Below are 25,818 nucleotides of genomic sequence, written 5' to 3' on the forward strand. Positions count from 1 at the left end.
CTGGCTGCTCTGCCGCTCCTTGATGAGTAAAAAATAACCTACTCACGTTTAAGAGTAGGTTATCCTGCTATTATTCCATCGGATTCCTCAGTAACTTTTTATCCTTCTAATAAAAGAGAGTGAGGATCTTCCAGTAATTCTTTTACTGCTGCCAGGAAGCTGACAGCCTCTTTACCGTCGACTATTCGATGATCGTATGAAAGAGCAATATACATCATCGGGCGGTTTTCCATTCTTTCTGCATCAATGGCAACCGGCCTTGTTTGGATTTTATGCATACCGAGAATCCCCACTTGCGGGCTATTCAAAATCGGTGTGGACATTAATGAACCAAACACTCCGCCATTTGTAATCGTAAATGTTCCGCCTTGCAAATCATTTAAAGTAAGGGCGTTATCACGAGCTTTTTTACCAAGAGTGCTGATTTCTTGCTCGATTTCGGCAAAGTTTTTCTGGTTGGCATTACGGACAACCGGTACAACCAAACCCTCTGGGGCAGCTACGGCAATTCCGATATCATAAAACTTTTTAAGAATCAATTCATCGCCTTGTATTTCAGCATTTAACAGTGGGAATTGTTTTAAGGCTGAAACCACGGCTTTTGTAAAGAACGACATGAACCCTAGTCGAACACCATGTTTTGCAAGGAATGCATCCTTCCGCTTATTACGTAAATCCATAATGGCGGACATATCCACTTCATTAAAAGTAGTTAACATCGCAGCTGTATGCTGGACTTCCACTAAGCGCTTAGCGATCGTTTGACGGCGGCGAGACATTTTTACACGTTCTACCGGTTTATCAAACTCAACATCTATTTGTTGTGCTGGTGCCGGTTTTGGGCTTGCCTTTTCCACTTTTGGAGCTTCCGGTACTGCTGATGTTTGCGTATGTGCTTTCACATCATCTGGACGAATTCTGCCAAGCGGGTCACTGCTGTTTACTTGGTGTAAATCAATTCCCAACTCTCTTGCCAATTTTCTTGCCGCTGGTGAAGCAATCGGACGGGCAGCTATAGATAGTTCCGGCTCTGGCTGGCTGATTGGTTGATTGGTTGTTTCTTGTGCCGGTTTTTCCGGTACTGCTGCCTGTGCAGCCGGAGCAGCTCCCTCAGCTGCATTCTCTTCAATAATGGCAATTACATCGCCTACTTCTACTGTATCGCCAGGCTCTTTTAATAGCTTAGTGATAACCCCTGAGTCTTCGGCATTTAATTCAATATTCACTTTGTCCGTTTCTAACTCTACGATACTATTCCCCTTGCTGACTTTGTCTCCAATATTAATGAGCCATTGTGAAATGGTTCCTTCTGAAATGGATTCCGCGAGCTCTGGTACTTTGATTTCAATCATGTGTCAAATCCTCCTGAGTATTTTGTTAAGTCTATTATCACAATTTCATATTTAGCGTGTGACGAACTTTTCCTCTTGTTTCTGTGTATCTACTAGACTCTCAGAATTTAATGCCTGATGGACAATGCGTTCTTGTTCCATTTTATGAACGAGTGGATCTCCGCCTGCTGTGCTTGAACGGTATTGGCGGCCAATGTAACCGACGGACAATCTGCCTTCTGCAAGTTCAAATAAGGTTGGGGCAATATAATGCCACGCTCCCATATTCTTCGGTTCTTCCTGCACCCAAACGATTTCCTTCAAGTTTGGATAACGCTTTATAATTGCTTCTATTTTTTCGAATGGGAATGGATACAATTGTTCAACACGAACGATGTGTATCTCATCCAAATTTCGATTTTCTTTACTTGAGTCGATTTCAACTGCCAGATCAATGGCCATCTTACCCGTTGTTAACACTAATCGTTTTACTTTATCTGTCGCTTTTCCGAGCTGCGGCTGTTCGATCACCGTTTGGAAACTGCCTTCGCTGAGAGCGGAAGCAGGAGAAGCGACCTGCGGGTGACGGAGCAGACTCTTTGGTGTCATAATTACCAATGGGCGAACAAATTCTGAACCTAAAGTGGCTGCCTGACGGCGTAAAATATGGAAATATTGGGCCGCACTTGTCAGGTTGGCAACAGTCCAGTTGTTTTCAGCTGCCAACTGCAAGAAGCGTTCCGGACGAGCGCTGGAATGCTCAGGGCCTTGGCCTTCATAACCGTGCGGCAGAAGCAGAGTAAGCCCTGATTTTTGCCCCCATTTTGCTCTTGCCGATGAAACAAATTGATCAAATAGCGGTTGAGCCGTGTTGGCAAAGTCGCCATACTGCGCTTCCCACATGACAAGTGTCTCAGGTGCAAATACGTTATAGCCATATTCATAACCTACTACTGCCGCTTCCGAAAGCGGGCTATTGTGAACCGCAAACGAAGCGGTTGCCTGCTGAAGTTGGTGCAGTGGTGAATACGTTTCGTTTGTTTCTTCGTCATGAAGAACAATGTGCCGCTGTGCATACGTTCCACGCTCAGAATCTTGGCCCGTTAGACGAATCGGTGTACCTTCTTGTAACATCGTAGCGAAGGCCAGTACCTCTGCTACTGCCCATTCCACTTTCCCGTTCCCTTCCAATGCTGTTTCCCGGCGCTCAAGAATCCGTTTTAATTTTGGATAAACATGGAAACCTTCCGGCCATTTTAGCAATTCACGATTTATTTCTTGAAGAGTGCCGATCGGTACTTTTGTTTCCAACGGTGGAATTCCTTTCGCTATAACACCCGGAACGGCTATTTCTGCCGGTGGTTCACTCTGCTTCTTCTCTGACGCTTTGTCATACTCAGTCAACAATAGTTCCTGCACGCTAAGATTGATTTGTTCAACTTCTTGTTGATTTAGAGTTCCGTTATTTAACAGTTGAGTAGAATACAATGCTCTTACAGTTGAATGTTTGGCGATTTTTTTGTACACCTGTGGCTGAGTGACCGCAGGATCGTCCATTTCATTGTGACCATATCGGCGGTAACCAACTAAATCAATCACAAAATCTTTTTGGAAACGAGCACGGTATTGATAAGCAAGGCGAACAGCTTCCAGACATGCTTCTGGATCATCTGCATTCACATGGACAATCGGAATCTCAAATCCTTTTGCTAAGTCACTGGAATATCGAGTTGAACGAGAGTCGTGGCTATCTGTCGTAAAACCGACCATGTTATTCGCAATAATATGGATGGTTCCTCCCGTTTGATATCCCTTTAATCCACCTAAATTCAAAGTCTCCGCTACAATTCCCTGGCCCGGAAAGGCTGCATCGCCATGGACCAAAATCGCAAACGCTCTTTTAACATCCTGCTCCGGATAACCAGGTTTCTTTCGATCTTCTTGGGCTGCCCTTGCAAAACCTTCGACTACCGGATTGACAAATTCAAGATGGCTTGGATTATTCGCCAAGGTAATACGAGTGCGAACGGTGCCAGTGCCTTCAACGAATCGATTGCGTCCTAAATGGTATTTCACATCCCCTGTCCAGCCCTCGCTAATGTCGACTAAATCTGCTGACGGACCTTGTTGTTTGGCGTGGGAATGCTGAAATTCAGCGAAAATCTTGCTGTATGGTTTTTTTAACACATGTGCGAGAACACTTAAACGGCCGCGATGCGCCATCCCAATTGCGACGTTGCGGACTCCTTCTTCCACACCTTCACGCACTGCCGCGTCCAGCATTGGGACAAGCATGTCTACACCTTCAATGGAAAATCTTTTTTGACCAACAAAGGTTTTGTGTAAAAATTGTTCAAATCCCTCAACTTCTGTCAAACTCTTTAACAGGTTTGTTCGTTCTTCTTTAGATAAGGAGCGTTGTAAGGAACCCGACTCCACCATCTGAGTCAGCCAAATTCGTTCCTCCGAATCACTAACATGCGTAAACTCGTAAGCAAGAGCTGACGTATAGCGTTCCATTAAACGATTCATGGCATCAAATGCGGTTTTAACATCTTCCGGTGCCTCTTCCCAAACCAATTTAGCTGGTATCGCTTTCAAATCCTGTTCACTTATTCCATGTTTTATAGGATTGAACAACTCTTGACCCTTTGGATTCTCCTCCAAAGGATTTATGTTTGCTGCCAAATGGCCATTTGTACGAATGTTTTCAAGCAGTTTGGCCGCTTTCAATACTTTCTCTATACTTGCTGAAGGAAGATCAGGTACATTTTCGATGGATTCTTTCGTTTGAATTGTCTCATAGGACAATGGTGAGCCCCATTTAATGAAAAGCTCTTTTAAATTTTGATCAATGGTTTCTTCTCCGTTCGTGAACCGTTCATATTGTTCAATCACGTATCCAAGGTTCGGACCAATAAATTTTTTCCATGGATTTGGTTGGTTGTCCTTTACACCCATTTACAATACCCCCATGATTTAGTTCTTATGTTTATATTTGAAAGATTAATAGTAATAATTATCAATTGCCTATGGATAAGGATAATGTAATAATTGAAATAAATAAAATGCTAAAAAATTATATTTTATTATAAAAATTATTTATATCAGATAGATAGGTGGAACAATGGATTATCGCGATTGGGAAATATTGAAGGTATTATATAATCAAAAAAATCTAACAAAAACAGCTCGTCTATTATTTCTGACTCAACCTGCATTAACGAGCCGATTAAAGCATATGCAAGAAGAACTGGGTGTAAAAATCGTAACCCGTGAAAGCCGTGGTGTACATTTTACCCCACAAGGAGAATATCTTGTCCAGTGTGCCGAGGAAGCACTGGCCCATTTTCAAAAAATCAAAGAAAATGTCCAAAGTATGAGTAATAACGAAAAGAATGAAGTGGCAGGTACGTTGAAATTGGGGGTATCCAATTATTTCGCGAATAATGAACTTCCTTATCTTTTAAAATTATTCAAAAATCAATATCCCCATGTGGAATTCAAAGTGATAACAGGATGGAGCAGAGACGTAACACAGCTCATTCACAATAAGGATGTTCATATCGGTTTTGTACGAGGAGACTATGGCTGGCGGGGGTTATCGATCCATCAATTATTTGAGGAAACCATCTGCATCGCTTCTACCAAGCAGATTGATATAACGGATCTTCCTCGTCTTCCGAGAATTGATTATAGAGGGGATTACTTATTAAAATCAATAATTGATCATTGGTGGGCTGAAAATTATGCGGAAGCACCCTTTATCAGTATCGAAGTGGACCAAGTGGATACGTGTAAAGAGATGGTTATAAATGGTTTAGGCTATGGCATCTTGTCCAGCAGGGTACTTGCCGGAATTGAAGACTTATACAAAATTCCATTAACGGATCAAGAAGGAAGTCCTATCTTGCGAAGAACTTGGATGTATTATCATAAGGAATCTATGGAATGGAATGTTGTTAATGCATTCGTCCATTTCATCGAAAATTTAGATTGGAAAAATCATTAAAAAGACATGTTCAAGATAAAAAGATTCAGACTAATTTGGTCTGAATCTTTTTATTTTATCTAGTTTGTTAAAACTGTCAGTGGCATATCCGTAAGCTCCTTATAAATGTACCATGCCGATAAATAAAAAAACACTCAAACAGTTTGAGTGCCTAAATGGTGCTTGCTTATTTAAATTTTGTCCAATCATACATTTTTTGTCTTTGTTTTCTAAGTCGTTCTTTCTTTTTACTTTCAACTTGTTTTTCTTGGATAAAATTCATGATGAAACCACAATCTTCACAAATGTAGGTAAATAAATTTGATTGCTCCGGAATGTTTTTTAATGGGTGCTCCTCTTCAGATTCCAGTAAGAACTTTAAGTCAGCATCTGCAGTCTCATTAATTTTATAATTCTCATGGTACCTTTCATATTTCACCGCAATATATCCTTTTCGAAAGTGGATACCATTGCAAACAAGGCACTCAAATTCACTTGTTTTATTTTTCAATAACAACACCTCCAATTAAAATTTTATGAAGGTGCCTTATTATTCAAGACCATTTGAACAACCCCCAACCAAAAAAATGACCATTTAGAAAAAAAGTAAATACTTATGGCCGATTTGCCGGCGGTTTGTCGGAACCATCATACCATTCAAAATATTTAAGGGCGAATTCCTTTCCGGATTTCACAAGTGCTTCTTTTCTTTGGCGGTCAAGGTCAAAATCTGTTGTCTTAACTCCTAAAGTGTCGATATAGATTGTTCGTTGCCAATCATCACTATGCAGATGCTGATTTTCCTGGACCTCGAGGATTGTTTCAACCAAATTCCACATGTAGGAAAATAAATTCTCAATTTCATGACGCGGCGGTTCGGATTGGTCCCGGAAAGCAGCAATTTCCCCGGCTGAATCCAGACGAAATCCAAGCGTTTCCTTATTAAAAACATAAGGATTTATGATTTTCCCTATTTGGGTCAAATGATTGTTATGCTTCTCATAGTATTCCGGGACGTGATAGTATTGCTCAACATACTTCATACGGTCAAAGAGCTTAATCGGATAGTTATCTAAAACACCGCCGTCCACATAAACATCACCGCGGCTATTTGTTTTGGCTGTGAAAAACAGCGGGATAGACATCGAAATGCGGACAGCATCGGCGATACACATCCTTGGCGTGTGTTCAAAGGAAAATACTTCTCCAAAATGAGTGGATAAATTGGTGCCTACAAAATATAGGTCACGAAATTGGTTGTTCTGCTTCAGGTTATTAACATCCTTAAAAGTGGCTTCACTATTATTGGTTTTTTCTTTAACAAGATTGGCAATCCAATTTCGAAAATAATCTCCCTTATACCAGCCATATTGATGAATCAATCGATTAGTATCTAACACAAGCCCCCACGACTCATCCATGAAATTTCGAAAATTCAGCTCGAGCAAGATTTTTTTTATTTCCTCTGTGGAAAAATTCAACCCTACAAGCAGGGCAATAATGGCACCCGCTGAGGTACCTCCCACCTTTTGAATATCCTTAAGGATCCCCTTTTCATTTAATACCTCCAAAGCCCCGACATATGCAATCCCTTTAACCCCTCCACCTTCAAATACTAGATTTTTAAAATGATAACCCATAATCCACGCCCCCCATAACAAAGTCATGATATTTTTAATTATAATTTGTTAGAATTGATTTTTTTGTAAAAAAATGTATATCAATAAATGATAAAAAGTGGGATTATCAACAGGAGCCAAATCTATTAAAAAAAATAGGTGAGGGCTTATAGCCTCACCTAAACTTGAGATACATTTAACATTGATTAATCATTTCTTTCCTATTAAAAATTTTAAAATCACTTGCTACTTCATAGTAGGCAGGTGTTATTTTTTTTAGTTGGTCCATTGTGATTTCATCACTCATTCCACTAACCACAGTTGCTGATCAAGCCTGAACTACCTCTTTATTGGTAGTAAAATACGACCCAATCGCTTTCTTAATCCGGCCTTGTTGAAATAGAACATTCAAATTCGTCTCTTTTGTAATATTGTTGCTAATGATGGTCAGATTTTGAAGCTCCGTTCGATCGATTACTCCTTGCAGTAAATATTCCGGAACCCCTGTGGCACCAAATCCCCCTACTAACGTTTTGTTTGTATGTTCCTAGGGATATTTATTATTCCCGAAGCAGTTAACACGCCAAATATAACCAAAATAGCTCCAACAATTTGAAATGACTCTATTGGTGTTCCAGTGGCAAATGCAATAAACATTGTTACAACAGGAACAAGATTGAAAAATACAGAGGTTTTACTAGCCCCAATCTCCTTCATCCCCTTATTCCACCATAAATAACCCAACACACTTGTAAAGAAAGCCATAAAGGCAATCGCGCCCCATGCTTCAATTGGAATCCTTGATAACGGAACCGGGTTAGGCGAGAAAAAGGAAAGTGCGATTAAACTAATAGAACCTATTAGCATTGTATAGGTGGTTGTAGATAGCGGAGTGGCATCCTTAATAAACCGACGGCTTAGTACACCATAAAGGGCCCAACACACGTTTCCAGTTAAGATTATGAAATCTCCTCCTGAAATAGCTAGAGTCCTAATGGTATGAAAGGAACCCTGAGTAATGACTAACATTACACCGAAAAATGCGAGAAATATACTTATTAATTGTTTTTTGGTAATTTTATTCTTTAATATTATTCGAGCAAAAATTGTCGTTAATAAAGGGTTTAACCCCATTATTAATGCCCCGTTAACGGGAGATGTATATTTTAGGCCAACAAAGAACAAAGCGTTGAATCCAAAAATGCCAATTATCCCGAGAACAATATAAACAGGCGCATTTTTCCTTAATTGGTTGATGTTTATCCCTTCAGTAAACATTAATATAATGATCATCACAGCGGCAGCCAAGCCAAATCGCCATGCTGCCGCGGATGTTGGTGAAAAATAGCTGACAGTATATTTTGCTAGATTAAAAGTAACCCCCGTAAAAATTGAGAAGCCAAGTAACATCAGGTAGATTCTAATATTTTTCATTTGGCGTCATCCTCTTTCAAAAGAGAATAATAGATATCTAATTTTTCTTTTGTTGCTGAAATTACTTCTTCCAGCTCCTTTTTTTTCATTTCCATTTTCATTAAATGCCTAGTTAAAATCTCAATTCGGTTATTTAAGGACGGGGTGAGTTCTAACGGATTAATATCTGCATTAATTTTTTCCATAACACAGCCGTCTTTAACAAACTCAATCATATCCTCCAAAGACATACCAGTTTCCTTTAGACTTTTTAAAAAAATCAAGAACTGAGTATCCGATGAGGTATAATAACGATTTCCACCACCTTTTCGTTTCGGCGGTGGCAGTAACCCGATTTTTTCATAATACCTTAATGTATAGGCGCTAATTCCAGTTTGCTCAGCAACTTCACCAATGGAAAACACAACTACATCAACCCTTTCTTTATTAATTAATGTCAGTTTATTACTTAGAGTTAACTCTAAGTCAAGGAGAAAAAAATAAAATCTTTTAAAAGTGAAATATGGAAATTGTAATGGGGAATCAGACTTGTTTGGATGGAAAAGGCATTTACAATGCCGAGGAGTCATGGATGTATACAAAAGGGTCCAGGAAACAGTAGCTGCTGGAAAACAGCTATGCCTCATGGACCCTTTTTACCTTTTTAGATAGCCCAATCACCATTCCGGAAGATTGGTACGACGGTACCGTCTTGTTTGATGCCATCTATATTCATTTGGTTAGAGCCAATCATGAAGTCCACATGAACAGTCGATGTATTCATCCCGTTTTGCTGCAGCTCTTCCTGGCTCATTTTTGTTCCGCCTTCAATCGTCGTCGGGTAGGCCGAGCCGATTGCCAAGTGGTTCGAAGCATTCTCGTCAAATAGAGTATTAAAGAAAATAATCCCAGATTGAGAAATCGGTGATGGATCTGGCACAAGAGCGACTTCACCCAGACCTGTTCCGCCTTCGTTGTCGAATACCAGCTTCTTGATGGCATCTACACCTTTTTCAGCAGTGATATCGACAATTTTCCCGTCTTTAAAATGGACTTCAATTCCTTCAATTAACGTCCCCGCATAGCTTAACGGTTTAGAACTGCGAACTACCCCGTCCATGCGGCGTGTATCAGGAGCTGTGAACACTTCCTCCGTTGGCATGTTGGCGATAAATTCTTCTCCTTTTGGGTTTTGGCTTCCCGCACATGCCCAAATATGGTTTTTCGGCAGGCCGAGCGTTAAATCGGTGCCAGGTGCCGTATAGTGAAGTGAATCAAATTGGATTTCATTTAATTTATCAGCTTTTTCATTCAATTTGTCTTTATGCTGGTCCCAGGCAGCTATCGGGTCTTCTTCGTATACACGGCAGGTTTTAAAAATTTGATCCCAGAGGGCATCAACCTGTTCCTCAGGGGTAGCCAAATCAGGGAATACCTTGGCAGCCCATCCTGCTCCGGCAGCAGCAGCAACTGTCCATTTTAAATCATCGTTCTGGGTCGCCTTACGTTGGGCATGGAAGGCCTTACCAGCAACCTTTTGATACTCAGCAACTTTAGCTGGGTCGACTTCATTCAACAAGCCCGGATCACTTGAAAGAATGGAAAGACGGCTGACACGGTGGTTTAATACGTGGTCCTCAGATTCCTGAATTTCATAGTCAGGAATGCTAGTCAATACTTCCACCGGTTGATGCAAGTAATGTTCTTTTGTAATTTCGTCATCAGACCATTTGATAATTACCTTTTCAGCCCCCAGGGCATAAGCCTCTTTCGTGATGTGGCGGGCTAAAGGCGCCTGATCAACGTTAATGGTCATTTTCACCCAATCACCTGGTTGAACATTGATCCCTTTCGCCACTAAAAGCTTTGCATACTTATGTAAGTTCTCTTCAAAATTAGGCAGCACTATATATTTACCTCCCAAAATTTTTTTGTCACGATAATATAGTAGCATAATTGGGAGAAAAAGATGCAACTGGGGAATGTGCAGCTGTTGGCACCCCGGCATTTTAATTGATTTCTGCTATCAGGTTCTTATTTTTTAAAAATAACTGCAAACTAACCAAAAACTAATGTTGAAATTTTAAGCAGATTTTTTGAATGTTACATAATATCTTGATAAAATATGATTATGTAACATGGATTAAGGAGCGTTTAGCATGGAATATGTTGAAGCATTAAGGGATGTTAAGCAAATCAAGGCTATTAAGAAATATTTGAAAAAGCATTCCGAGCGTGATTATCTTCTCTTTGTATTTGGCATTAATACTGGGTTAAAAATTACCGAAATGCTTGAAATTAGGGCGGCCGATGTTTTAGAGAATAGTCACACAGCGAAGAATTTTTATCAGTATTCACACCTCGATACCATGAAGGAGGTTTACCTTAACCAAAAGGTCAAAAAAGCCCTCCTCCATTTTGTCCAAACCAACCAACTGGACACGGAAGACTATTTATTCAAATCCAACAAAACAGAAAAGCCTATTACTCGCCAACAAGCCTATCGAATCATTCATCAGGCAGCTGAAGCCATTGGTATTGAGGGGAAAATCGGGACCAATTCAATGAGGAAAACATTTGGATATCATGCGTATAAACGCGGGGTGGCCATCTCTATTCTCCAAAAACATTTCAATCATTCAACCCCATCTGAAACACTAAAATATCTTGGCATCTCTAAAGAGGAGAAAATTAAAACTGAAATTGATGTAAATCTATAATGGTCAAATCCCGCTTAATCCATGAAAACAAATTTTTAAAGGAGGAATCAAAAAATGAACGTTCGCGAAATTGAACTCCCCGGAATTGGGAAAAAATTCGAAGTCATCACCAAAAGCAAGGATAAAATTGTGGTGATTATTCACGATGACGGCAGAAGGGATCTTTATTATTTTGATCAAGATGATTACGAGGAGGCAATCGCCAGCACAACATTTGATGATGCCGAAGCCCGGCAGATTGCTGCAATTATTGGCGGAATGACGTATGCGCCAAAGGCATTGGAAACCATTGAAATGGCCTTTGATGAATTGGTTATAGAATGGTTTAAAGTGCAAGACGGGTCGGAAGCAGCGGACCAAACGATCGGGCAGCTCAATATCCGTCAATCCTATGAAGTCAATATCGTCGCTATCATAAAACAAAAGAATCACAAAGAAATTCATACCCCTGGACCTGAAACACTTTTAGAGGAAGGTGATACCGTGATTGTATCTGGACAGCGGAAGCAAGTAAAAATGTTCGTAAAAGAAGTTCTCACAAGAAGGGACGGGTGATACTGGATGACTAACACTTTACTTTTTGAAGTCGGAACAGCTCTGGTCCTGGTTGCCTTAACCGCTTTTCTGGCAAACAAATTAAAATTCTCCTTCATCCCATTTCTCATCCTTTTAGGGATGGCACTTGGCCCCCATGCCCCTGAAATTGGTATATTTGATTTCACATTTATTGAGAGCGCAGAAATAATCGAGTTCTTCGGGCGCATTGGTGTTTTGTTTTTATTATTTTATTTAGGAATTGAGTTCTCAGTCGGAAAATTAATACGCTCTGGCCGTTCTATAGTTGTCGGCGGAACCATTTATGTAGCGATGAATTTTTTCCTCGGCCTGATTTACGGGTTTGCTACAGGATTCCCGATAATGGAAACGTTAATCGTTGCCGGACTCCTAAGCGTTTCTTCTACTGCCATTGTGGCAAAAGTGGTTGTTGATTTAAAAAGAACAGCCAATTCCGAAACAGAATTGATTCTAGGGATCATTCTTTTTGATGATATATTCCTGGCGTTATTCCTCTCTGTCATGTCGGGCCTCTTGTTGGGTGGCTCAACTACTATATTAGGTACCATCATATCGGTTCTCATTTCTCTCGGTTACATGCTGCTATTTTTCGTTATTGCCCGTAAAGGCACCCCGGTTCTAAACAAACTGTTAGATATTAAATCGAATGAAATCTTTATCCTCGTCATCTTTGCATTGCTATTTTTTGTAGCAGGATTTTCTGAAAAACTCCATGTCGCTGAAGCAATCGGTGCTTTATTATTAGGTTTGGCCCTTTCAGAAACAAAACACCGGGAACGAATCGAGCATTTGGTTATTCCCTTTAGAGATTTCTTTGGAGCCATCTTTTTTTTCAGTTTTGGGTTAAGCATTGACCCATTTAGCTTAGGCGGGGCCATATGGCTTGCTCTAGGTGCCGTGATTCTCACAATCATTAGCAACTTTGTAGCTGGAATGATTTCCGGGAGAAAAGCAGGTTTATCACACAAAGCTTCCTCCAATATCGGATTGACAATCGTTTCAAGAGGCGAGTTTTCGATCATTGTTGCTAATTTGGGACTTGCCGGAGGGCTCATGCCTATTCTCAAACCCTTTACCGCGGTATACGTTTTAATTTTGGCGATCCTTGGACCGTTGCTGGCAAAGGAATCTAAGAATATATACAAATTTTTGAACAAGATATTCAAATGGGAGAACAAGGCAAAGAAACGACTCACCCCAGTACCACAAAAGTCAGTAGAGGATCAAAACAATACCTTTTAAAGGAGGCCTCATAAAAGTGGGCATCGAGTTAGCAATTGCATTGTTAACATATGTCTTATTGGTTGTCATGGCATATCTTGTCTTTGTCTTATCTAGTGAGAAGGAGGAACGCGGCTCTCTCATTATTAACCAGGCCTATAACTATGCGTTTGCCATATTATCCTTCGGCATTCTTGTCGTCATTGCCTTGGTCAAACTGCCAAATGTCACGTTGGATAATCAGACTACCAACTATTTAATTTTGGCTAGTAAGTTTATTTCGGTAATTACGCTTGGGGCGAGTGTTTTTATACTGAATAAACAATACAAAAAAAGTGATGATTACCAGTTTAAATAGGTATCTTTGGTGGAGATGAGATTTCTACTTTTATATTATTGGCTCATGAGGACAGTTTCGCCTTTGATTCTGCGGGACTTGTCTTCATGACTCACTAATGAAAGGATTTACTCTGTAGATCCTAGATGCTGACCCTTTATTTTTACCGTGTACTCACTTTTTAAACTCTTTTGGGCAATATAACTATTCTATTTTTACCGTTGGCATCCTCTCCAACACCTTGCCGGGCAATATAACCGCTCTATTTTTACCGCTGACCTTCTCTCAACACCTTCTCGGGCAATATAACCGCTCTATTTTTACCGCTGGCCCTCTCTCAACACCTTCAAGGGCAATATAACCGCTCTATTTTTACCGCTGACCCTCTCTCAACACCTTCTCGGGTAATATAACCGCTCTATTTTTACCGCTGACCCTTTCTCAACACCTTCTCGGGCAATATAACCGCTCTATTTTTACCACTGACCCTCTCTCAACACCTTCTCGGGCAATATAACCGCTCTATTTTTACCGCTGCCACCCTCTTCAACACCTTACCGGGCAATATAACTACTCTATGTTTACCGTTAGCACACTCTTCCACCTTCCACGGGGATAACCACGCCTCCCCCCCATTTTTCCCCCCACAAAAAAATCTGCCTCAAACAAATCCCGAGGCAGATTTTTAAACTTAAAGATCATTAATAACAATATAAGTTGCTTTCACCGGTCCATGCACCCCAACTACAAGGTTCAGCTCAATATCCGCCGAGTTGCTTGGTCCAGTGATAAAATTGATACATGACGCGACGCGGCCGGTTTTTCCGTGGATTTCCCGCATTTTTTGAGCTGCCTGTGTCATTCTTGGTACTAACGAGCTTTTTGGAATAAGGACTACCGAAGCAGCAGGTAAAAAGCTTACTGTCCTCCCCTTATTCTCGTCACTAAATAAGACAGCTGTACCAGATTCAGCAAGCGTAACCTCACTGATTGTGATGCCAATATTGGCGTTTTCCGCTTTTGAAATGTTCTCTGCTCCTTTTACAGGATCCCATTCAAAGACATCAATATTCTGTGATGGCCATTCTGACTTCATTAGGGAATTAAGGCCCCATTCCGCAAATCGCTCATCTCTCCAAGTTACAATTGGACCTCCGCCAAAATCAGCTACCACTCCATTGAGGGTGGAGCCCAAATTGATAAGATCAGAGGTATAAATCGTTGTATGAATCCTTTTACACTGCTCTATTAACACTTCCAATAATTCATCCTGAGAAGCGTCTTTTAACACCTCATCCTGCGGACGGAATTTCCATTGAGGGCGCTCAACTGGTGTGGTGATTCTTGAACGTCCAAGCTGTCCGGCAATTTTATTTAAAAATGCATCGCGATTTTGGATTGTACCAGTCATCGTTCTATTTGCCCCCTTTCTCGCGATTTTTAAACCAATCTCTGAATCTTTCTTTATTCGGTGCTGGGAATTCGCGAATCTCCGTCCAAGCCTTCAATGGCCCAGGTCCCTTCGAGATTTTGTCCCCCACCGTAAACGGATTCATCGCAGTTGGAGCGATTTTCGAGCCAATTTTATATAAAGTCGGTGACGCTGCTCCTAGGCCGAAAGCCTTCATCGCTAGCTTCTCGGAAATAGGTGCTTTGCCTTCCCTTTCCACGATCACTTCCCGATGTTTATGAAGCAGGTTATGCAGCGGAATTTTTACAGGACAAACCTCTGTGCAGGCACCGCAAAGTGTCGATGCGTAAGGCAGTTCTTTGTATTCGTCATAACCGCCAAGCAATGGAGACAACACGGCCCCAATCGGTCCGGAATAGATAGAACCGTATGAATGTCCGCCGACATGACGATAAACTGGACATACGTTAACACAGGCAGCACAGCGAATACATTGCAGGACGGATTGGAATTCCCCTCCTAAAATATTAGAGCGGCCGTTGTCCACGATTACTAGATGAAACTCTTCAGGACCGTCTACATCCATTTCCTCACGAGGTCCAGTCAACACAGTAATGTAACTAGTTAGTTTCTGCCCGACCGCACTCCTTGTTAATAAAGAAACGAGCACTTCCATTTCCTCGAAGGTAGGAACAATCCTTTCCATTCCCATCACGGTTATTTGCGTTTTTGGCAATGCCGTAACTAAATCCGCATTGCCTTCATTCGTAACTAGAGTAATCGAGCCTGTTTCTGCCACCGCAAAATTACAGCCGGTGATACCAATATCAGCAGACAGGTATTCCTGGCGCAGCATTTGCCGGGCGTGTCCAGCCAATTCCACTGGTTCAGAGGATTTATTATAACCCAATTTTTTTTCAAAAACTTCACGGATTTCCTCTCTATTTTTATGTAGAGCAGGAGCAACGATATGGGAAGGGGGATCGTGATCATCCACTTGGAGGATGTATTCGCCAAGGTCTGTTTCAATAACCTCGCAGCCTTCTTCCTCCAACGCCTGATTTAAGCTGATTTCTTCGGTTACCATCGATTTCGATTTCACTATCTTTTTAGCATTTTTCCGTTTAGCCACTCCGCGAATATATTCAACGGCTTCTTCCTTCGTCTGGGCAAAAAAGACATGACCGCCACGCTTTGCCACATTTTCACTTAATTGCTCCAAATAATAATCCAAATGTTCAAGAACATGCTGGCGAATTTCTTCGCCGTGTGAGCGCCATTCTTCCCAGTTCCCCAGCTCATCGGCTGCCAGTTGTCTCTTCAGGCCCATTCCGTCCTGGGCACTTGAAACCGCACCGCGCATAAAGTCATTATGGATTCCCTTATCGACACGTTCTTTAAATTGCTCATTGCCAATTTTCATAGCCATCCAAAAATCCCCCCATTTCTATCAATCTTGCAACAATCATTAACGGCTATTCAATACCTCAGCAATATGCAAAACCTTAACTGGTTTTCCTTTTCTATCGATACGGCCGCCAATATTCATGAGGCAGCCGGCGTCTGCACCAATCAAATAATCCGCACCTGTTTCTTCGACGTGGCACACTTTTTCATCGACCATTTGCTCAGAGATTTGTGCCATTTTTACAGAAAAGGTCCCGCCAAAGCCACAGCATTGTTCCTTGCCAGGCAATTCAGTAAACTTTAGACCTTTTACATGTTTTAATAGAGTCATAGGGGCTTCCTTTACTCCTAGCAATCTCGTCATATGGCAGGAGGTATGATAGGTGGCATTCCCTTCAAATGTGGCCCCGACATCCTCAACCTTTAAAACATCTACAATGAATTGAGTAAGTTCATAGGTTTTCTCCGCCAATTTCCTAGCTTTCGGTTCCCAAACAGGGTCGCCTTTAAAAATATGAGGATATTCCTTAAACATAAACGCGCAAGAACCGGAGGGCGATACGACATATTCAGCATCTTCAAACGTTTCAATCATCCGTTTCATGGCTTCCTTCGATTCTTTTACATATCCGCTATTATATGACGGCTGTCCGCAGCAGACTTGTGATTCTGGAAAATCTATCTCGCAGCCAAGCCGCTCGAGCAGTTCAACCGAAGATTTCCCTACATTGCCCTGAAACATATCAACCAAGCAGGTTGCAAATAGACTCACTCTCATTGTTGTATGCCATCCCCTTTGTCCGAAAAATTTGTTACGAATCGGATTTATTATTGTTCTATTATAATATATTTCAGTTTATTTTGAATTGTTATATGTGAAATTATTAACCTAATGTCGAAAAAGCCGCCAAAACAAAACCGTGGCAGCTCTAATAGTTCTATTATTTTTGAACAATTCCCCCTTTTTCAGTGATAAAAATAGCCTTTCGGTTGTTGTAATCTTCCGTTTGAAAGAAGATTCTCGTAAGAACAGGTAAATGAATTGACTGGAGATAGGTTGCAAGCTTTTTAATATTTTCCATATAGATTTGTTGTTCTTCGGGAGTTTTTAAAAACCAATCTTCTGGCAGATTGATGATCATGACACTTTGATAGCCCATATCATAATGAAGGGAACTGTATGTCGGTATATGTGGACCTGCGTCCTCACTTAATTGACGGTCGATGATAAAACTGGATTGCTCTAGATGTGGAAACAGTTGGAGAATATATTCTTTGATGGGTTTAGCTTCAGGAGAATTCCACAAAACCGCGGGATACAAATCTGCATATCCCGAATTTGAATCGTGTGAAACAGCTACCTCAAAAACTAACTCAGGATTGTGCTTAGGTACGGCCTTTGCATAATAGCCAGAACCAAGGCTATTATATTGCATACTTTTAATAGAAAAATCCATTTCATATTTTCCATCCAAATAAGAGAGCATCGCCTGCTTTTGCTGGTATTTCCCCCAAGGAGTTCCATTAAAAATCGAATAAATATAAAATCCTATTCCGACAACCAAGCCGAAAAAAATAGCCATAACGATCTTCCGAGGCTTCATAAAATATCACTCCCTTTTTACCATTTTATTCGAGGCTGATTTCCTTAACAATAAAAAAAAGAAGACCCGACGAGTAGCCGGGTTTCAACTGTGCTTTTATCTATCAATCGCTTTTTGCAATACATAATAATAAAGAGATGATTGATCACTTTTCTTTAAGGCTGTTGCCATCCAGCCATTATTAAAGTAATGGGTGAATACCTCCCGCGTCCGCATCCTCCATTCTAAGGCGAGAGACATCCGCTGGATTTTAATTTCCTGGATATTACCCGGAACTGGAACATATAAGAGCTCTGCATTATTTCCGTAATCAAGGTGGACGGGCTCTGGCACAGGAAATCCCAGCTCATCATAGATCACATTTATCAATCGTGGAACATCACCAGTTACATTTACATCAGGGGCCGCTTCAGCCTTTTCTTCAACAATTTGCCACTCGACTAGAAACCGGTCGGACGGCATGCCGGCATTAAGAACATCGGGCATATCCCCATAGCAATTTTCAATATATTTCTTACAAATCCCGCCTAACTTGCTTAAATTCAAATATCCGTTTACGGTTTCAAGCGGATCATATGTCCACTCAATATGCTTGTAGCCTTTTTCCAAGGCGACTTCCCGCTGCTTTCGTTTTAATTTTTCGCCAATCCCGATTCTTCTATAATCAGGATGAATCCCCATACTATGTGAGCATAAATAGACGCTCGAGCCGTTAAAGCCTGGAAAGCTGTATTGGAAACCGATTAGTTTTTCATTCAGGAAAGCTCCAATGACCAGCCCTCCGTTTTTTACTACTGCAACGTAATGGTTGACAGGCACGGGATCATCATCTGCCCAAACAATGCGTTCAAGGTTGGTGACTAAAGCCAGTTCCTCGGGAGAAGTAATTGTTCGTAAAGAGATGTTTTCTTTTATTTCTTTCAAAATTATTCCTGCTTTCTGATAAACAATGATTATACGACCCTTTTTAAGAAGCTTTTTAACCGGTCACTTCTTGGATTGCTGAAGAGTTCGGCCGGCGGACCTTGCTCTTCAATCACACCGTTACTCATATAAATTACTCTATCCGCAACCTCTTTGGCAAACATCATCTCATGGGTTACGACAACCATGGTCATGCCTTCCTCCGCTAGCTGTTTCATAACGTTCAGAACCTCACTGACAAGTTCTGGGTCAAGGGCAGAGGTTGGTTCATCAAATAACATGATTTTCGGATTCATGGCAAGTGCACGTGCTATGGCTACCCGCTGCTTCTGTCCACCCGATAACTTGCGGGGGTAGACATCTTTTTTGTCTTTCAGTCCGACTTTATCTAAAAGGGTTAAGGCTGATTCAATTGCTTCCGCCTTTGATTTTTTCAAGGCGTGCATCGGTGCTTCAATGACATTTTCCAAGACAGTCAAATGCGGGAATAGATTAAATTGTTGAAAAACCATCCCTACCTCATGACGTCGGATTTGCTGGATAATTCTTGGTGTATAATTTAGCTCAATTCCGTCAATGACAATTTTTCCGCTGGTTAATGTTTCGAGTCCATTCAGGCAGCGAAGAAGGGTGCTTTTTCCGGATCCGCTGGAACCGATTAGGGAAACTACTTCTCCGGGATAAACCTGCAAATCTATTCCTTTTAATACTTCCAACTGGTTAAAACTCTTATGGACATTTTCAATTTGAATAATAGGATGCAGATGATCCTTTACTTTATTTGACACCCACAAGCCCTCCCTTCTTTAATGTTCGCTGATGGACATTTTAAATTCTATCTTGCTTAGGAAAAATGATAAGATCGTTGTCATAATTAAGTATAATAGGGCTGCGGAAATATAAAATTCGATAAAGGCATAGTTTGTTGAGGCGAACCTTTGTGAGGTCATCATCAACTCTGAAACGGTGACAAGGGACGCTAGTGATGAATCTTTTAATAGTGTAATAGATTCATTGCCGATTGCCGGAATGCTGACCCGAAATGCCTGTGGAAAAATAATTCTGCGCATAATAGTCGGATAGCTTAACCCCAACGATTGGGCCGCTTCCATTTGCCCCTTCGGTATTGAGAGAATACCGCCCCTTAAAATTTCCGCAATATAAGCACCGGCATTGATTCCAAGTGCCAAGACGGCTGCAGGGAATGGCGCTAATTCAACCCCTATTTGCGGCAAACCGAAATAAACCAGAAATAATTGAACTAATAAAGGCGTTCCACGCAGTGTCCAAATATAAAAGTTAGCAAACAATGAAAATGGCTTAAATTTTGAGATCTTCATGATGACAATGATAATTCCCATTACTAATCCTAAAGCGATGGAAAAAATGAAGATTTCAAGTGTCGTCACAGATGCTTTTAGCAGAAATGGAACGTATTGCTCCACTAGAGAAAAATCTAACATTTTTTCAGCCCCTTATCGGATGTCTTTTCCGAACCACTTTTTGCTGATGGCTTCAAAGCTTCCGTCTTTTTGCATATCAGCTATTACCTTATTGATTTCTTTACGAAGTTCATGATCTTCCTTGCGAATGGTCATACCAGCCTTCTCCGTATTCAATAAGCCATCAATAGCCTTATAGGAATACTTTTGATCGATAATGATTTTTGCACCGACACCTTGGTCCGTTGCTACGCCATCAAGCCTTCCTGCTGCTAGGTCCTCAAAAGCAAGAAAGTCATTTTTATATAATTTGACATCTGCTCCATTCTTAGTAGCCATTTCTGCAGCTGTAGTAGAAATCGTTACACCGATTGCTTTGCCTTTCATATCTTTTGCTGTTTTAATAGATGAATCGTTTGGAACAAAGAGCTGGTTTCCGGTCGTGAAATAATTGTCGCTAAATGAAACCTTCTTCTTTCTTTCTTCCGTAATCGCCATATCAGAAATGATAATATCAAACTTTTTACCGATTAATGCAGGAATCATACTATCCCAAGGAGTGGCTACAAGGACGGGTTTCACACCAAGTCTTTTGGCAACTTCATTAGCGATTTCCACGTCAAAGCCTTCTAACTCATTGCTTTTGTTGATGTAGTTATACGGAGGATACGCTCCTTCAATGGCGACATGAATTTCACCTTTATCCTTTATCTTCTTAAGGGTACCGCCATCTGCCGAACCATTGGTCTCTTTACTGCCGCCGCACGCTGCCATAATCATCATTAAAAAAATTAAACCCATTCCTAGTACATACTTTTTCATTTGTAATTCACTCCTTTATATTAGTTTTAAAATTAAGATACCGTCTCTTTTTTAATCATTAATTCTTGGAGCGTATTCTCCTTCACTTCGATGCCCAGTCCCGGTTTGCCACTTAAATGGACGAATGGGATTTGATATTCCAGGTTGCCAATGTCCTTACTAAAAAGTAATGGCCCGGTTAACTCCGTACTGGTAATATTTTTTCTGGCAATGGCGGTATGATAGCCGGCCGCAGAACCGATAGAGGATTCGACCATCGAACCAATCTGGCAGGAGATTCCTGCAGATTCTGCGGTTTTTGCCATATGAATGGCTGGATAGATCCCGCCTGTTTTCATTAATTTAATATTGATTTTATCTGCAGCACCTTTTTTAATAATTTCGATCACATCTGAACCGCCATGAACTGTCTCATCAGCCATAATCGGAATAACCGTTTTCTTTCGCAATTCCGCGAGCCCATCAAAATCTCCCATTTTAATCGGCTGCTCCAGCCATGAAATACGAAGCGGGTCAAGTAATGGCAGAACTTGAGCTGCTGTTGCGTAATCATTCCAGCCCTGATTAACATCAACCCGAATTGGGACGCCGTATCCAACTGCTTCACGGACGGCCTTTATTCGTTCAACATCTTTAAAAGCCTCTGTTCCAACCTTTAATTTTAAAGAGCGGTATCCTCTTTCGACGGCTAGTTTTGCTTTTTCCGCCATTACCTCTGGCTCCTCGATGCTTAACACTTTAGGAAAAGTAAGTTCGTCATGATATTTTCCGCCAATGAGATCATAAACCGGCTTCACTAAATATTTCCCCATCAGATCATAACAAGCTATATCAACTGCTGCCTTGGCTGCCGGGTTGGCATTGATGCGACTGTCCATAATATGGTGAATTTTTTCAATTTCAAATGGGTTCTCTCCCATCACAGCAGGCAATAATTGGTGTTTTAGCACCTCCATTGCACTAAAGAAAGATTCTCCTGTCACATGCTCATCAGGAACTGCTTCCCCATATCCTGTTAAACCATCATCCGTTTCCAGCTTTACAATGACAGAAGGCATGTAGTCATAAGTGTCATATGAAATAATAAAAGGTGTTTCTAAAGGCAGGTGAATCCCAATGATGTCTGCTTTAATGATCTTCATGTTGATCTCCCCTTCATGTTAGCGACAAGTGTCGTTTCACTGTCGCTAATTGGTTGTTTTTATAATATACTGAAAAATCCCAAAAATCAATCGTTTTATCGGTTTAATATAAAATAGTTTTTTAGTTTCTCAGAGATGTTATAAAGGGCACGCGGACGGCCTTGATCATATGGCTGCTCCTCCCCTGTAATGTGTATAAAATCATGATCAAGAAATCTTTTTATAAACCTCTCTGCTGAACGCCTGCTTACCGCTAAGTAATCGGCCAATTCCTGCGCTGAAAATGAACGAAATTGGTTAAGCCTAATAAAATCAAAAAACCTTAGCAAATTTTTAGAGGTCATTTTAAGCTCATCGGCTAATAATTGAATATCGTGATCTTCATTTTTTAAGATATATTGTTTTTCATTTTCAAATAAGGGACCTATTAATTTTTTGTCTTCGTCCAGCAGGAAAATAGTTGTCTTTTCTGTTGAATGTTTTTCAGTAAAGTATAATGCCCCTTTTGCATGATTTTCCGCATCTTTCATGGTATAACCGTACCCGATACCAATTTGCATGGAGGATTTAATTTTCTCTTCTAGTTCAAAAACTTTTTGCAAATGTTCCTTCTGAACTTCCTCTAAGGATCCTCGATTAGTATAAATAAGAAACGGCTGATAGTGATCTAATGAAACCTTTGCATTTAATTGTCGTGCCATTTCGTTTAAATATTGCAGCATTTGGAGCCGGAATACCTGATCATCCTGAGTGTCTGGCTGATTTACTTTCAATGAAATGACAGCAATTTGCGAATCCTTGGTTTTCTTCAGTTTAGTCAATGTAATGGCTTTTTCCAGACTCTCTTTTAAGGCTTGCTTTGGCTGGACCATATGAATGGTCGGAACACCTAAATTCTGAAGCTCTTTATAAACAGCATGTATACTTGTTAAAGCAAACTGTGTTTTTTTTGCAAAATAAAGGTCTTTGTGAAATCGGACAAACTGTGAAATATCAAAAGCAGACTTCTCTTTTTCTAACTGATAGATCCACGGGTAATCCTTTACATAAAGAGGACCATTTGAAATCTTTATTTCTTTTAAGACATTGTCTAGGAAGTCCTTTTTGGGCAAGTCAATTGAAATCTTTTCAAGCGAAATTTTCTCATGAAGGGAAACCGAAAACAAGGATAAGGAAACCATAAACTCGTTAAATGTAGAGTACGTTGCCAATATCCGAGATTCGTTTATTTTTTCCTGACCGTAATAATAGGCAATAACTCCTGATAATAGCAAGATATCTGTCTCTATCCCTGCCTTTTCAATCAAATGATCGATTTCCCACGGAGAGTCATACGTGTAGTTGATAAATTCAACATCAGGAAATAAGTCGTAGAATTCGGAAATAGCATCAATAAATAAATTTGAACCAATTACCCCAATAACGTCCAACATAACACTCCTTCCTAATTTATTTAATTTCGAGTATATCATGCAACAAGAAAAGTGTAACCAAGTATTTACATATTAAATAGTTTTGCCAATGCCAATGAAAAAAGACTGAGCTGCCTCAGTCTTTTTTCATCTCAATCAATAATAGATGGGATGTTTCATTTGCTTTAATTTGAATATCTTCTTCAACAATTTCCATAGCATCTCTCGTATTTAAAGAAAGATCATTGATCGTTGAACTTCCTTCGATTTGTACCAAATAGGCCTGTCTTTCTGCACTAACTGGAAAACTGATTTCTTTGCCTGCTTCAAGTTCCAATGAATAGATGTTTGCATCCTGGTTTATTTTGATTGGGGCGTCCCCTTTCTTACTTGAAACCATATGAAGCCATTGGTTGTGCCGGTCTTCCCAATTAAATTGGTAATCACCATAATTCGGCTCATATCCCGCCCTATCTGGGAGAATCCAGATTTGCAAAAATCGTAATGTCTCGTTGCCAAGATTGTGTTCGCTATGGAAGACACCTGTCCCCGCACTCATATATTGGACATGGCCGCGTGTAACCGTATTTTTGTTTCCCATACTGTCTCCATGTGTAAGGTCTCCATTCACCACATAAGAAACAATCTCCATTTCTTTATGGGGATGAAGATTAAATCCAGTACCGGGTGCGACCAAATCGTCATTGATGACTCTCAACTGCCCGAAATGGATATTTTTCGGATTATAGTACTCTGCAAATGAGAAATGGAAAATACTATTTAGCCAGCCTAAATTACTTCTTCCCATGTTTTCATTATCTAATTTTATGAGCATGTCATTGTTCCTCCTTGATTGCCTCTTAAAACTTCAATTTAAATTATTTTGAATTCGAGATAATTCTAGTACTTTTCTTAGTGTTTGTCAAACTCGCCAAAATCCCCACTTGATTTAAAATGAACGGTTATAAAGGCCTTCTTATTTTGAAAAAGACTAAATATATTGTCTTATAAACCTTCATTAAAGGGGTGTGGACTTTCGTGAAAAAAATAGCTGTTGCCATTATTCATGGGATCGGCAGACAAGACAAGGACTTTGCTTCAGGCATGATTGGCATGTTAAAAAAGAATTTTGCCAAGAAAATAGGAAATATGGTCACAGATCCTTCTTCCCAGCTGATATTCCAGCCCATTCAATGGTCAGCGGTATTAGAGGACAGAGAGGAAGAACTTTATAAGAAAATCGTTTTGAACCACAAGTTGGATTATCAAAGACTTCGTCATTTTCTTATTCATTATATGGGAGATGTCATCGCCTATCAGCCTGTGGAGTCAGCAAAGCATAATTACGAAAGAGTCCATGAAAAAATCGCCGAAAATCTTCGTGAGCTTGCTAATAATGCCGGCGGGAATGCCCCATTATGCGTGATTTCCCATAGTTTAGGTTCGGTCATCACGAGTAATTATTTCTATGATTTGCAGTATAAAGAAAATGACGGCACTGTAGATGGGAGTCAATTTTCACCTTTAGAAAATGGGGATACAATCACGCTTTTTTATACATTAGGTACGACCCTTCCATTATGGAGTCTGCGTTATTTTAACTTTGACCAGCCCATCAAAATCCCTTCTCCCAAACTGAAGGAATTTTATCCCGGCTTAAACGGTGAATGGATCAATTTTTATGATAAAGACGATATTCTAGGCTTTCCATTACGCCCGATCAATGACATTTATAAAAATGCGGTTACGGAGGATAGACAGGTAAACGTAGGAAATATTTTAACAAGCTGGAACCCTTTGTGTCATATGAGTTATTTTAGAGACAAGGATGTAATTGAAGGGATTGCGGATGGATTGGTTCGGACGTGGAGGCATATAAATAATCGGTAGTTTGTAGTGACTCGTAAATTCACTTTGTTTCATATGTTCGTGCGTTATGAGCCTTTTATAACGACCGGGACTTCTATTTGTTTCCTCCTTCAGGTGTTATGAACTTCTCATAACGACCGGAACTTATTTTAGATTCCGCCCTAAGTCGTTATGAACCCTTCATAACGACCGGACTTTTTATTTACTTCCTCCTTCGGGCGTTATGAACCCTTTCATAATGACCGGGCCTTCTGTTTGCTTCCTCCTTCAGGCGTTATGAACCCTTCATAACGACCGGACTTTTTATTTACTTCCTCCTTCGGGCGTTATGAACCCTTTCATAACGACCGGGCCTTCTGTTTGCTTCCTCCCACGGTCGTTATGAACCCTTCATAACGACCGGACCTTCTATTTGCTTCCACCTTCAGGCGTTATGAATCCTTCATAACGACCGGACTTTCTATTTACTTCCTCCTTCGGGCGTTATGAACCCTCCATAACGACCGAAGCCCTTATTCTTTTCCTCCTTCGAGTATTATGAGCCCTCCATAATTTCTTCTTCAGGCGTTTTAGATTT

25 protein-coding genes are annotated in these 25,818 nt (G+C 40.5%); 6 read left to right on the top strand and 19 right to left on the bottom strand.

What is annotated here, in order from left to right:
- Window positions 1-98: 98 nt before the first annotated feature.
- Both odhB and ACNQGS_RS17625 read right to left on the bottom strand, forming a co-directional pair.
- Window positions 99-1,352, bottom strand: a complete 1,254-nt coding sequence (odhB, locus tag ACNQGS_RS17620) for a 2-oxoglutarate dehydrogenase complex dihydrolipoyllysine-residue succinyltransferase (RefSeq protein WP_491488455.1) — start codon at window positions 1,350-1,352, stop codon at window positions 99-101.
- A gap of 51 nt (window positions 1,353-1,403) precedes the next feature.
- Window positions 1,404-4,292, bottom strand: coding sequence for a 2-oxoglutarate dehydrogenase E1 component (locus tag ACNQGS_RS17625; protein WP_491488456.1), 2,889 nt, complete (start codon window positions 4,290-4,292; stop codon window positions 1,404-1,406).
- A 166-nt stretch (window positions 4,293-4,458) separates the two neighbouring features.
- Here ACNQGS_RS17625 and ACNQGS_RS17630 point away from each other — a divergent pair, with 166 nt between their 5' ends.
- On the top strand, window positions 4,459-5,343 hold the full coding sequence (locus ACNQGS_RS17630) for a LysR family transcriptional regulator (protein WP_213140540.1): 885 nt from the start codon (window positions 4,459-4,461) through the stop codon (window positions 5,341-5,343).
- Between the two features lie 166 nt (window positions 5,344-5,509).
- On the opposite strand, the gene ACNQGS_RS17635 is transcribed toward ACNQGS_RS17630, so the two are convergent.
- From ACNQGS_RS17635 to ACNQGS_RS17660, 6 genes are all read right to left on the bottom strand, one after another.
- Window positions 5,510-5,833: a hypothetical protein gene (locus ACNQGS_RS17635; protein WP_491488458.1), complete on the bottom strand. Its 324-nt coding sequence runs from the start codon at window positions 5,831-5,833 to the stop codon at window positions 5,510-5,512.
- 103 nt (window positions 5,834-5,936) lie between these two features.
- Complete coding sequence (locus ACNQGS_RS17640; protein WP_491488459.1) at window positions 5,937-6,962, bottom strand: patatin-like phospholipase family protein; 1,026 nt, start codon at window positions 6,960-6,962, stop codon at window positions 5,937-5,939.
- Between the two features lie 307 nt (window positions 6,963-7,269).
- Window positions 7,270-7,428 (bottom strand): hypothetical protein, encoded by a 159-nt coding sequence (locus ACNQGS_RS17645; RefSeq protein WP_491488499.1) that lies wholly within the window; start codon window positions 7,426-7,428, stop codon window positions 7,270-7,272.
- Between the two features lie 38 nt (window positions 7,429-7,466).
- Entirely contained in the window at window positions 7,467-8,375 is a 909-nt protein-coding gene (locus tag ACNQGS_RS17650) for a DMT family transporter (protein ID WP_491488460.1), read from the bottom strand.
- A complete protein-coding gene (locus ACNQGS_RS17655; RefSeq protein WP_491488461.1) occupies window positions 8,372-8,779 on the bottom strand; it encodes a MerR family transcriptional regulator in 408 nt (135 codons plus the stop codon). Before ACNQGS_RS17655 ends, ACNQGS_RS17650 begins: the two co-directional genes overlap by 4 nt.
- Window positions 8,780-9,018: 239 nt before the next feature.
- Window positions 9,019-10,257, bottom strand: coding sequence for an aminopeptidase (locus ACNQGS_RS17660; protein WP_491488500.1), 1,239 nt, complete (start codon window positions 10,255-10,257; stop codon window positions 9,019-9,021).
- Between the two features lie 256 nt (window positions 10,258-10,513).
- On the opposite strand from ACNQGS_RS17660, the gene ACNQGS_RS17665 reads away from it, so the two are divergent.
- The 4 genes from ACNQGS_RS17665 to ACNQGS_RS17680 are packed head-to-tail and all read left to right on the top strand — an operon-like array spanning window position 10,514 to window position 13,229.
- Window positions 10,514-11,074, top strand: coding sequence for a tyrosine-type recombinase/integrase (locus tag ACNQGS_RS17665; protein ID WP_491488462.1), 561 nt, complete (start codon window positions 10,514-10,516; stop codon window positions 11,072-11,074).
- Between the two features lie 54 nt (window positions 11,075-11,128).
- On the top strand, window positions 11,129-11,629 hold the full coding sequence (locus ACNQGS_RS17670) for a cation:proton antiporter regulatory subunit (protein WP_491488463.1): 501 nt from the start codon (window positions 11,129-11,131) through the stop codon (window positions 11,627-11,629).
- 6 nt (window positions 11,630-11,635) lie between these two features.
- Window positions 11,636-12,892 (top strand): cation:proton antiporter, encoded by a 1,257-nt coding sequence (locus ACNQGS_RS17675; RefSeq protein ID WP_491488464.1) that lies wholly within the window; start codon window positions 11,636-11,638, stop codon window positions 12,890-12,892.
- A gap of 16 nt (window positions 12,893-12,908) precedes the next feature.
- Window positions 12,909-13,229 carry a hypothetical protein gene (locus ACNQGS_RS17680; protein ID WP_491488465.1) on the top strand — a complete coding sequence of 107 codons (321 nt, stop codon included), beginning with the start codon at window positions 12,909-12,911 and terminating at the stop codon, window positions 13,227-13,229.
- A gap of 670 nt (window positions 13,230-13,899) precedes the next feature.
- Here ACNQGS_RS17680 and ACNQGS_RS17685 read toward each other — a convergent pair.
- From ACNQGS_RS17685 to ACNQGS_RS17735, 11 genes are all read right to left on the bottom strand, one after another.
- Window positions 13,900-14,619 carry a LutC/YkgG family protein gene (locus ACNQGS_RS17685; protein ID WP_491488466.1) on the bottom strand — a complete coding sequence of 240 codons (720 nt, stop codon included), beginning with the start codon at window positions 14,617-14,619 and terminating at the stop codon, window positions 13,900-13,902.
- A gap of 4 nt (window positions 14,620-14,623) precedes the next feature.
- Window positions 14,624-16,048: a LutB/LldF family L-lactate oxidation iron-sulfur protein gene (locus ACNQGS_RS17690; protein ID WP_491488467.1), complete on the bottom strand. Its 1,425-nt coding sequence runs from the start codon at window positions 16,046-16,048 to the stop codon at window positions 14,624-14,626.
- A gap of 39 nt (window positions 16,049-16,087) precedes the next feature.
- Window positions 16,088-16,804 carry a (Fe-S)-binding protein gene (locus tag ACNQGS_RS17695; protein WP_491488468.1) on the bottom strand — a complete coding sequence of 239 codons (717 nt, stop codon included), beginning with the start codon at window positions 16,802-16,804 and terminating at the stop codon, window positions 16,088-16,090.
- Between the two features lie 163 nt (window positions 16,805-16,967).
- A complete protein-coding gene (locus ACNQGS_RS17700) occupies window positions 16,968-17,630 on the bottom strand; it encodes a YfjL-like protein (RefSeq protein ID WP_491488469.1) in 663 nt (220 codons plus the stop codon).
- A 96-nt stretch (window positions 17,631-17,726) separates the two neighbouring features.
- Window positions 17,727-18,554, bottom strand: a complete 828-nt coding sequence (locus ACNQGS_RS17705) for a GNAT family N-acetyltransferase (RefSeq protein WP_491488470.1) — start codon at window positions 18,552-18,554, stop codon at window positions 17,727-17,729.
- 29 nt (window positions 18,555-18,583) lie between these two features.
- Window positions 18,584-19,309, bottom strand: coding sequence for an amino acid ABC transporter ATP-binding protein (locus tag ACNQGS_RS17710; RefSeq protein WP_491488501.1), 726 nt, complete (start codon window positions 19,307-19,309; stop codon window positions 18,584-18,586).
- Window positions 19,310-19,360: 51 nt separating this feature from the next.
- Window positions 19,361-20,017 carry an amino acid ABC transporter permease gene (locus ACNQGS_RS17715; RefSeq protein ID WP_378581338.1) on the bottom strand — a complete coding sequence of 219 codons (657 nt, stop codon included), beginning with the start codon at window positions 20,015-20,017 and terminating at the stop codon, window positions 19,361-19,363.
- 12 nt (window positions 20,018-20,029) lie between these two features.
- Window positions 20,030-20,818 (bottom strand): transporter substrate-binding domain-containing protein, encoded by a 789-nt coding sequence (locus tag ACNQGS_RS17720; RefSeq protein WP_491488471.1) that lies wholly within the window; start codon window positions 20,816-20,818, stop codon window positions 20,030-20,032.
- A 32-nt stretch (window positions 20,819-20,850) separates the two neighbouring features.
- Window positions 20,851-21,960: a mandelate racemase/muconate lactonizing enzyme family protein gene (locus ACNQGS_RS17725; protein ID WP_491488472.1), complete on the bottom strand. Its 1,110-nt coding sequence runs from the start codon at window positions 21,958-21,960 to the stop codon at window positions 20,851-20,853.
- A 95-nt stretch (window positions 21,961-22,055) separates the two neighbouring features.
- On the bottom strand, window positions 22,056-23,393 hold the full coding sequence (locus ACNQGS_RS17730; RefSeq protein WP_491488473.1) for a hypothetical protein: 1,338 nt from the start codon (window positions 23,391-23,393) through the stop codon (window positions 22,056-22,058).
- A 115-nt stretch (window positions 23,394-23,508) separates the two neighbouring features.
- On the bottom strand, window positions 23,509-24,207 hold the full coding sequence (locus ACNQGS_RS17735) for a pirin family protein (RefSeq protein WP_491488474.1): 699 nt from the start codon (window positions 24,205-24,207) through the stop codon (window positions 23,509-23,511).
- 203 nt (window positions 24,208-24,410) lie between these two features.
- Between ACNQGS_RS17735 and ACNQGS_RS17740 the strand changes: the two genes are divergently transcribed.
- On the top strand, window positions 24,411-25,262 hold the full coding sequence (locus tag ACNQGS_RS17740; protein ID WP_491488475.1) for a chemotaxis protein: 852 nt from the start codon (window positions 24,411-24,413) through the stop codon (window positions 25,260-25,262).
- Window positions 25,263-25,818 lie beyond the last annotated feature (556 nt).

The sequence above is a fragment of the Neobacillus sp. PVCKKU3 genome, from assembly GCF_058323225.1.